The sequence below is a fragment of the Limosilactobacillus difficilis genome, from assembly GCF_947387495.1.
In the GTDB taxonomy this organism is placed as follows: domain Bacteria; phylum Bacillota; class Bacilli; order Lactobacillales; family Lactobacillaceae; genus Limosilactobacillus; species Limosilactobacillus difficilis.
Map to the genome: position 1 here is coordinate 22,371 of NZ_CANDNU010000020.1, position 6,433 is coordinate 28,803.

A 6,433-nucleotide genomic window follows, 5' to 3' on the forward strand; every position below is an offset into this window, starting at 1 on the left:
TTTACATCAAAAGACCACTGCTGAGAAGCCACTGACTTTTTAGAAGTAAGCTCTTTTACAATGGTCCTGATAATGGTAGGCTAAAAAGCGTCAAGGAGGAACTTTTTAAATGGACAACACTTTGAAAAATGCCGCAGTTAATAAGCTGGCACCCACAATCAAATTAACCAGCGAACAAGAGCAATTGGTGGAGCGCATTCTCCATTTTTGCCAGCTGCATTTGCAGCAAGATTACCCGGCCCTTTTCACGATTTATGGCGATGCCGGAACGGGGAAGAGCGTCGTCTTGTCCCACCTCTTCACCCACCTACAGACGGCTGCACGGACTGAGAGCCATAGCCCCTTTTACCAAACCGAAAATTGCTTTACTGTCAATCACCCAGAAATCCTAAAGGTCTATCGTGAGTTGGCCGGCCAGCAAGCCCACCAGTTTAAGAAAGACTACCAACGGCCAACATCGCTGATCAATAAGTTAAATAAGGATGATAAAAAAATTGACATCGTCATCGTTGACGAAGCTCACCTCCTCTTATCTCAACCAGACCACTATAACAATTTTTACCAAAAAAACCAGTTACTGGAATTGCTCCGTCACGCCAAGGTGGTTGTTCTCGTCTTTGATCAATTTCAGGTCTTGCGGATGAAATCTCTCTGGACACCACAGCGCCTCCAGCAGATCGTCCAGCACTATCCTCATGCCGACTATCATCTACATCATCAATTCCGCATGACGGCAAGTGATGACCTCGTCGACTGGTTCAACCATCTGACAGAGCAGCAGTGCATTGAAGAACTGCCAGTTACTGCCCGCGATCATTACGATTTTCGAGTCTATGACGATGCCGAAGCGATGCGCCAAGCGATAGTTCGCCGCAACCATGAAGTTGGCCTGAGCCGAATCCTCTCCACTTCGGGTTATCCGTCAACCCTCGATGGCGGCAAGCACTACATCAATGAAGGTCGCTTCCATCTTCCATGGGACCAGTACAACTTCACCAGCACGCCTTGGGCTGAGAAGGCAGAAACGATTGACGAAGTCGGCTCGATTTATACTTGTCAAGGTTTTGACCTGAATTACGCCGGTATCATTATCGGCCCGATCTTTTATCAGGTGCCGCAAAGCCGTAAAATCGACATTGATTTTGCTAAATATACCGACACCGAATCTCTCAAACGCCGCCAAGATCTAACAGACCCTGCACTGATTAAGGAAGAAAAATACCGTTTGATTTTAAATGCCCTCAACGTCATTCTCAAACGGGGTGTCTATGGTACCTACCTTTACGCTCACGATCCACTTTTGCGTGCCACCCTTAGTAAAATGTTTGTCAGCCGCGGATGGGACGACGTTCTCAATCAATAATTATGCTATTATTAGGATGGTAATTTGGGTAAACGGGGGAAACTAATGGAAAACAACAAACGACTAGACAAATGGCCACTGATTGGGCTTGCGGTCTTCGTCTCGATATTTATTATCTATTTTATTTACCGTGACTTTAAACCTGAGCTCGTTCTGCTGTTTCATTTAAACCACCACAATCGCATCATTTTAGCGCGCCTAATGCGCAGTCATGGTCTGAGAGATATGGTCCTGCTGACCATCCTGATTGCTATTTTCAACGCCATCCCAGGAATGTCTAATTCGATTTTCTGCGTTTTTGCTGGGATCTGCTTTGGCCCCTGGATCGGCCTCGCAATCAACTGGCTGGGGGACGTCTTGGGCAACTGTTGTGTTTACGCCCTCCTGAAACAAGTTAAATTGTCCCAGAACTTCAAACACAGCCAAACGCTTGAAAACCTGCTCAATCATCCCCACCAGCGAATTCGGCTGACACTGGGCTTTATGATCCCCATTATCCCTAGTGTTGTCGTCAACTACGCCTGCTCCCGGCACCGGTATCCGGCACGTCAGTATCTGTCAATGGTTGCCGTAGCAATGCTACCAACAGCTTTTGTCTACGCCTTCGGTGGTGATGCACTGTTTAAGGGCAATATCAAAAGAATCATTATCGCAATCGTTTTGATTGTAATCATCATCGCCTGTGCCAAAGTAGTAATGCAACGGCGGGCGGTCAAAAAACAAGCATAAGTTACGAAAGGGTGTCTTATTATGAAAATGCGTCGCTTAGATCATATTGTCTTATACGTTAATGACATCGAGGCATCACGCCGCTTCTACCACGAGGTTTTTGACATGCCGATTATCGAGAACCAGAGTAGTGAAACAGTCGTCACCCTACGCTGTGGTCACCAGCTGATTCGTCTTCGGCAAGCCAATTCAAATACCGGTCTCGTCGTCGCCAAAGCAGACGCGGGAACTGCCGACTTCTGTATGGTGGCCCGGGACTCAATGGATGACATTATTCGCCATTTCAAGAGTTACGAGGTACCTGTAGTCAAAGGGCCATTAAAAAAGCAGGGTTCAGAAGGCGAAATGGAATCAATTTACGTCAACGACCCGGATCAAAACCTGGTCGAAGTCGCTGTTTATCAAGACAAGTAAGGAGTTATTATCATGGCAAAACAATTACAACAAGCAGTTTACATCAAACTCGCCCACAAGGATGATCTGGCGACGATCATGCAGTTTATTGAAGATGGCCGCTCACAGCTCAAGGCCAGTGGAATTCCCCAATGGGATAACGGCTATCCGAGCAGCCTGACCATGCAACAAGATATTGAAGCTGGTAATTGTTATATGTTAATGGTTGGTGATCAGCCGGCCGGTTGTGCGACCCTTATGTTGCAAGGCGATACATATTACACCCACATCGTGAGCGGAAAATGGAAGGAGCCTGGCCACCCCTTTGCCACGATTCACCGGGTCACCGTTTCTAATAAATTCCGGGGAATGCGTCTCTCCAGTTACCTCTTCTCATCGATCATCAGCATTGCTTACGAGAAAGGAGCCCGCAACTTCCGGGTCTCTACTCACGAACAAAACAAAGCCATGCAGGCGCTCCTGGCCAAGTTTGGCTTCACCGAACAAGGGACAGTCTACACTGGCCCGAATCCCGATGATTTGCGCAACGCCTTCGAACTTAATTTAGAGTAATATTTCAATCCGCCACCATTTTGGGGGCGGTTCTTTTAGCAAAGGGAGATTTTACGATGAAGCAAGCCAGCATTGATCGTTCAAAGCGTCTAAAAGAGATCATCCGCATCGTGCGCCGCTATCAGCTTGTCAGCAATTTTTACCACCAGACAAACCCGCAAGCAGTTCGGCAAGCGCTCGAAGAATTAGGGCCAACTTTTATCAAGGCCGGCCAAATGCTCTCCACCCGCCCAGATTTGGTCAGTCCCGCCTACATCAAGGAATTGCAGAATCTGCAGGACCACGTCCAGATCGATGACTTTCAGACAGTACAGCAATCCGTTCAAGATGCCCTTCACAAGCCGCTAAAAGATGTTTTTCAATCATTCGCTTCTCAGCCCTTTGCCAGTGCTTCGATCGGCCAAACCCACCACGCGATTCTGTATGACGGTACCGAGGTTGTGGTTAAGGTGCAACATCCTCATGTCCAAGAACTCGTTAAAACCGACCTGGCGCTCTTCGATCAGGCCCTAAAAATCCTGAAGATTGTCCCCACTGGCAAGATGGCCATCAATCCCGAACGGGTCTATCACCAGCTCAAAACTTCTCTCCTCAACGAAATTGATACTGAAAAGGAAATCCGCAACGGAATTGAATTTTACCGACTAAATAATGGTGATGATATCATCCAAGCCCCAAAAGTTTATGCCAAAGAGTCGGCACAGGGGCTGCTCGTCAACCAAGCAATGCCGGGTAAAAGCATCAAACACCTAATCCATACGCCCTTGAGCCAAACTCCCGAGCAACGAGAACAGCAAATTAACGAACGCCGCTACTTGGCCCAGGTCCTTATCCGCAATTTCATCAAGCAGGTCTTCGTTGATCATTATTTTCACGCCGATCCGCACCCTGGCAACATTATGTTTTACCGTCTGCAAAACCCAGAAAGCGCAGGGCCGAATTCATCTACCAATAAATCCTGGTCCGCCCAATGGGGCAAAACTGACTTGACCGTCGAACAAACACAGCCCCTGCCGCCTTTCCGGCTAGTTTACCTGGACTTCGGCATGATGGGCCGACTGACTGCCAACTTAGCTGACGGGATTGCCGACGTCGTGATTGCGTTAAACTCCAAAGACAGCCACTTCATCGGCCAAGCGATCCTTGCCATCTGCAACCAAACGGGGACTGTGGACCAAGTCCAGTTTGAAAATAGTCTTGCGGCCTTCCTGCGCCCCTACTTCAGCGCTGGTTTAGGAGACATTGACTTCACCAAACTGACCTTTGAGATCATCAATCTCTGCGAACAAAATCACCTGCAAATGAAGCCGGAAGTCACCTTGCTAATCAAGGCTTTTGCCCTGTTAGAGAGTACCGTCGCCGCTCTGGATCCAAACATTTCAATGATGGACGTTGCCCGGCCTTTTGCGCGACGATTAATGATAAAGCGATTTAACTGGCGCGAGATGATGGATGAACAGCTGACCACCCTCTCCCGCGGGATAAAGGCCGGCAGCCAACTCCCGCTCAAAGTTAACGAATTATTGGATAACATCAGCAAGGGACAGGCCCGCATCAACCTGCATTATCAAAACGAAAACCGTGTTCTTCAGGCCTTGGATCGCATTATCAACCGCCTTTTAATCGCCATCATCCTGGCAGCGACCATTCTCGGTTCGTCGATCCTCGTTGAAGGCAGCGTCAACCACCCTGCCATTAACCAGCTGGGCGTGGCCGGCTACTGCATCGCCATTGCTGTCATTATCGTCTTAGTCCTCACCGACCTGTTCAACCACTGGCGGCATCGTCAGCGATAAAGTAAGTGTCAGCGTAATTGCTGCTTGTTCACGTTGGAATTTGCTATAATGTGGTTAGCAATAATATTAATGTTGAAAGGAAACCGGTCTTCATGAATTACGATCCTACCAGTCCAGTTGTCTTATTGATTATTATTGGTATTTTACTTTTTGCTGCTTTGTTTACGCTCCTCGAGTACTCGGTGGTGAAAGTGCGGCCAACCGAATTGGCGGAACTCAAACAAAACCGTAAAACAAAACGAGCAATGTACATGGTCAACCACCTCTCTGAGTACCTGTCTACTGCCCAAGTCGGCGTCACCATCACTTCTCTGGTCTTAGGGTGGCTCGGTGAGTCATATGCTACTGACATGCTCTTAAAGCTCAACCTCTTGCCTAAGAGCATCGCAACCGACGTTTCTGGCATTTTGGGAATTTTAATTTTTACTTTCCTGCATGCCGTTTTCACTGACTTAGTCCCGAAAAACATGGCCATTGACCAGCCCGTTAAGATTTTGATGAAAATTGTGACACCAATTCACTTCTTTCACATTATCTTTTACCCCTTTGTCTGGCTATTCAATGTCACTGCGGCAGCAATCACGAAGCTGCTCGGTTACAACCCGCACCCAAACGAAGATATTTATTCTCAAAAAGAAATTATCACGCTCTCCCAGGAATCGGAAAAAGCCGGTGAACTGGACAAAGATGACGTTATCTTCATGAAACGTTCTTTTGAAATGAACGACAAGGTTGCTTCTGACGTGATGATCGACCGGACCCAGTTGACGGTCATCAATAGCAAGGCGACTGTGGCGGATGCTGCCAAACTCTACTTCAACAAAAAATTCAGTCGTTACCCGGTGGTTCGTAATAACGATAAGGACCATATTCTGGGTTACGTCTTCAGTTACGACATTATGAGTCAAAATCGTAATAATCCAAAGGAAAAGGTTACTGAAATCATGCGCCAGATTCCGATGGCCTACGAAAACGACTCTTTAAACACGATCATGAAGACGATGGTCAAGAACCGGGTCCCAATCGTTGTCATTCAGGACGAATACGGTGGTACTTCTGGCATCATCACTGATAAAGACATCTACGAAGAACTCTTCGGCAACATCCGTGAGGAAATCAACCACGATGGCGATGAAATGATTCAAAAAGATGGTAAAGACGCAAAAGGCAACCAAACCTACAAGGTTTCCGGCAAAGTCAACCTTGATGATTTCCAACGCTACTTTAACGAGAGTATCGATCAATTCGAAAATTCCGATGCAACAACTTTAACAGGTTTCTTCCTCGAAGAAAAATACGAACTCAAGGTTGGCCGGCCCCTTCGCGTCGACGGCTTCTCCTTCACCCCCTTGGACTACAATAATGCGTACGTCAACAATTTCCACGTGATTAAGATCAAGGTAAAGTCAACATCAAAAACTGATGCACAAGATGATGAAACACCAGCTGACGAGCAGACAGAATCACAAGATGAATAAGCAAAGCGGTCTCTACAACTAAAATGGGTCTCTGTCAATTGGTGTTGGTGGAGACGTATAATCATCCTCAAAATTTGAGGGTGATTTTTTTTAAAGCAAAC

6 protein-coding genes are annotated in these 6,433 nt (G+C 47.1%); all 6 read left to right on the plus strand.

The window, feature by feature from the left end:
• Positions 1–109 precede the first annotated feature (109 nt).
• The 6 genes from QOR82_RS05260 to QOR82_RS05285 all read left to right on the plus strand — a co-directional run bounded on the left by QOR82_RS05260 (position 110) and on the right by QOR82_RS05285 (position 6,332).
• Positions 110–1,363 carry a DUF2075 domain-containing protein gene (locus QOR82_RS05260; RefSeq protein ID WP_283583727.1) on the plus strand — a complete coding sequence of 418 codons (1,254 nt, stop codon included), beginning with the start codon at positions 110–112 and terminating at the stop codon, positions 1,361–1,363.
• Positions 1,364–1,408: 45 nt separating this feature from the next.
• Positions 1,409–2,092: a TVP38/TMEM64 family protein gene (locus QOR82_RS05265; RefSeq protein ID WP_283583728.1), complete on the plus strand. Its 684-nt coding sequence runs from the start codon at positions 1,409–1,411 to the stop codon at positions 2,090–2,092.
• A 21-nt stretch (positions 2,093–2,113) separates the two neighbouring features.
• A complete protein-coding gene (locus tag QOR82_RS05270) occupies positions 2,114–2,506 on the plus strand; it encodes a VOC family protein (RefSeq protein ID WP_283583729.1) in 393 nt (130 codons plus the stop codon).
• Positions 2,507–2,518: 12 nt separating this feature from the next.
• Entirely contained in the window at positions 2,519–3,058 is a 540-nt protein-coding gene (locus QOR82_RS05275; protein WP_283583730.1) for a GNAT family N-acetyltransferase, read from the plus strand.
• Positions 3,059–3,114: 56 nt separating this feature from the next.
• The gene (locus QOR82_RS05280; RefSeq protein ID WP_283583731.1) at positions 3,115–4,854 is read left to right on the plus strand and encodes an ABC1 kinase family protein; all 1,740 of its coding nucleotides are present in this window, start codon (positions 3,115–3,117) and stop codon (positions 4,852–4,854) included.
• Positions 4,855–4,946: 92 nt separating this feature from the next.
• Entirely contained in the window at positions 4,947–6,332 is a 1,386-nt protein-coding gene (locus QOR82_RS05285; protein ID WP_283583732.1) for a hemolysin family protein, read from the plus strand.
• Positions 6,333–6,433 lie beyond the last annotated feature (101 nt).

What these genes read in the sequence shown, in the direction of transcription:
- QOR82_RS05285 (WP_283583732.1), top strand. Translation starts at nt 4,947, where the DNA reads ATGAATTACGATCCTACCAGTCCAGTTGTCTTATTGATTATTATTGGT.
- QOR82_RS05265 (WP_283583728.1), top strand. Translation starts at nt 1,409, where the DNA reads ATGGAAAACAACAAACGACTAGACAAATGGCCACTGATTGGGCTTGCG.
- QOR82_RS05260 (WP_283583727.1), top strand. Translation starts at nt 110, where the DNA reads ATGGACAACACTTTGAAAAATGCCGCAGTTAATAAGCTGGCACCCACA.
- QOR82_RS05270 (WP_283583729.1), top strand. Translation starts at nt 2,114, where the DNA reads ATGAAAATGCGTCGCTTAGATCATATTGTCTTATACGTTAATGACATC.
- QOR82_RS05280 (WP_283583731.1), top strand. Translation starts at nt 3,115, where the DNA reads ATGAAGCAAGCCAGCATTGATCGTTCAAAGCGTCTAAAAGAGATCATC.
- QOR82_RS05275 (WP_283583730.1), top strand. Translation starts at nt 2,519, where the DNA reads ATGGCAAAACAATTACAACAAGCAGTTTACATCAAACTCGCCCACAAG.